The organism is Gilliamella sp. CG22 (genome assembly GCF_046635725.1).
Classification (GTDB): domain Bacteria; phylum Pseudomonadota; class Gammaproteobacteria; order Enterobacterales; family Orbaceae; genus Gilliamella; species Gilliamella apicola_I.
Window position 1 is genome coordinate 1 of sequence record NZ_JBIDFK010000025.1, and the last position, 2,423, is coordinate 2,423.

Consider the following 2,423-nt stretch of genomic DNA (forward strand, 5'->3'; position numbering starts at 1 on the left):
GGTGTTATTGCTAATGCAGAGGGTAACACAAATATCAATTTAAAACCGATTCACTTTGAAGATGTTGGAAAGACAGTACAAAACCAATATTTCTTATTAGCAGGAAGTTCAAATACTTCACCATCGGCAGGTATAGGTAGTAATCAAGCGATTAATAGTGGTATTGCGGGTAAAACTATTATTGACGGCACATCTCCTGAATTGCCAATTGATAATGTATTGATCGGTCTAATTGATTCAAGCGGAACAGAGATCGCTCGTCAATATACAAATGCTAACGGTGAATATCATTTCTATAACTTACCTTCCGGTAAATATAGTATTAATGTTGTAACCTCGCCAGATAATTATTCATTAGTTAAAAACAGTAAAGGTACCACTCAACCAATTGATACTTTATCTAGTTTAGATTTAACTAATGTGGGCATAAAAGACAATAATTTCTATTACAAACAAGCGAGTGATAAAGGTATCGAAGGTAAAATCTATGTTGATTATGCCGATAATAATACCGATTTAACTCAGTTAAATGCGTTTGCACATTTACTTGATAGCGAAACAGCATTGACTGTTGAGTTACGTGATGGTTTAGATGGTACCGGTAAGCTATTGATGACTCAACAAACCGTGGATGGTGAGTACAAATTTTCTAACTTGATGTTTGGTGATAATGCTAACTATTCCGTGATACTTAAATTAGACACTAATGCCGACTATGCGTTTAAACAAAGCTCAGCCGGTAAAGACGCGAAACATATTATTATTCCGATCGCAAATTTACCAAAAGATGGTTCACAAAATAATAATTATCTATTGGTAGGAAAACAAAAAATCGGTGGTGATGTCTGGATTGATGAAAATGAAAGTGGAGATAGACAGGATAACGAAGGGACTAAGGGCATCAATGTAACCCTTAATTATCAGGCGCCGGGTGTAACGGATTACGTTGAACTTAAAAAGGTTAACACCGATAATTCAGGTCACTACCAGTTTGAAAAATTACCGAAAGGCGGTAACTATCAAATTAAGGTTAGCACACCGGAAGGAACGCAATTAATTGCGAACCGTGTCATCCCTGGAAATAGTGATAGCTATGCGTTTACTTCGTTAACAAAAGACGAGTTAACTAATAGTTCAGCATATAAATATAATAGTGTGATAAAAGGTCATGTGAGTATTGATGTCGATAACAGTCAAACGAACACTGCTGTAGATAAAGATTTAACAGGACTGAAATTAACGCTGAAAAGATCGGATGGCAATCTTACCCGACAAGCTATTACTGACAGTAATGGTCATTTTGAAGTGAATAACTTATCGTTTGGCGATTGGATTATCACGGCAGACAATTCGCAAAGTGTGGCTGACTGGAGTAGTTACCAATTGAGTTATACCCAAACGGGTAATAAAGCGGTGGCAGCGACGGCAAAAGACTTATCATTAACGGTTAATCTTTCAAAGCAAAATCCAGCGGTGAATGGCGTTGAAATAGGTTATCACGGCAGTGCGGTTATTAAAGGTTATGTGGTGATCGATGCCGATAACGACGGAAAATACAGCGCAAATGATATTGCCTTTGGCGCATTAAGTACGCCAATTACGCCGAAACTGGTGTTAACATCGGCGAAATCAGGATTTGAGGAACAGGAGATTAAGGTTGATGATCGAACCGGTCTGTTTGAAGTGTCAGGTTTAAGCCGACATGATTATGTGCTTAAAATTGATGATAACGCAATTGAGCGTTCCGGTTACAGACTGGTGTTCAGTCCGAACTCAATGTCAGCGAGCAATCAGGTGACGTTTAGTGTCAATAGTCCGAAAGATGACCGATTCTCAGCCGGTAACGTTGCTGAGCAACAAGCATTCGGCTTTAAAAGTGAGAATGTGTTAAAAGGGACTATTTATAAAGACTACTCAGGACAAGGAACGCATCAGACTTATCACACCGCCACCTTATCAGGGGTGAAAGTTGTGGCGACAAACAGCCATGGCTTAGCCTTAACGGTCGACAGTGGTAGTTACGGTGAATATGAGATAGCCAATATAGCAGAAGGTCGTTGGACGATACGTGTAGAAGCACCGGCAAATTCAGGTTATGACTTCAGTTATGTAGTACAAAAAGTTGGGGGAGCAATCACCGCAATCAATAAAGATAGTGCCGTTGTCAACATTGCGCCAGCATCCTCGGCAAACAAAATCACAAATGTTGATTTTGGTCTGAAAGGTCAGGCAAGCATAAAAGGTCAGGTTGTGATAGACGTGAATGCGGATGATGGCGAGGTGATAAATGCACAGGATATCGGAATTGATACGTTATTTACGGATTACACGGTAGGATTATATGTCGATAATAATCTGGTGAAAGAGGTTAAAGCGGTCAGTACGGGTAGTGCAGAGCACGAGTTAGGCAACTATCAGTTTGA

1 protein-coding gene is annotated in these 2,423 nt (G+C 39.5%); it reads left to right on the forward strand.

Going from position 1 to position 2,423, the window contains the following annotated elements; translation table 11 throughout:
• The coding region (locus ACGH46_RS10970; protein WP_411605650.1) for a collagen binding domain-containing protein at positions 1 to 2,423 on the forward strand (2,423 nt) is incomplete at both ends.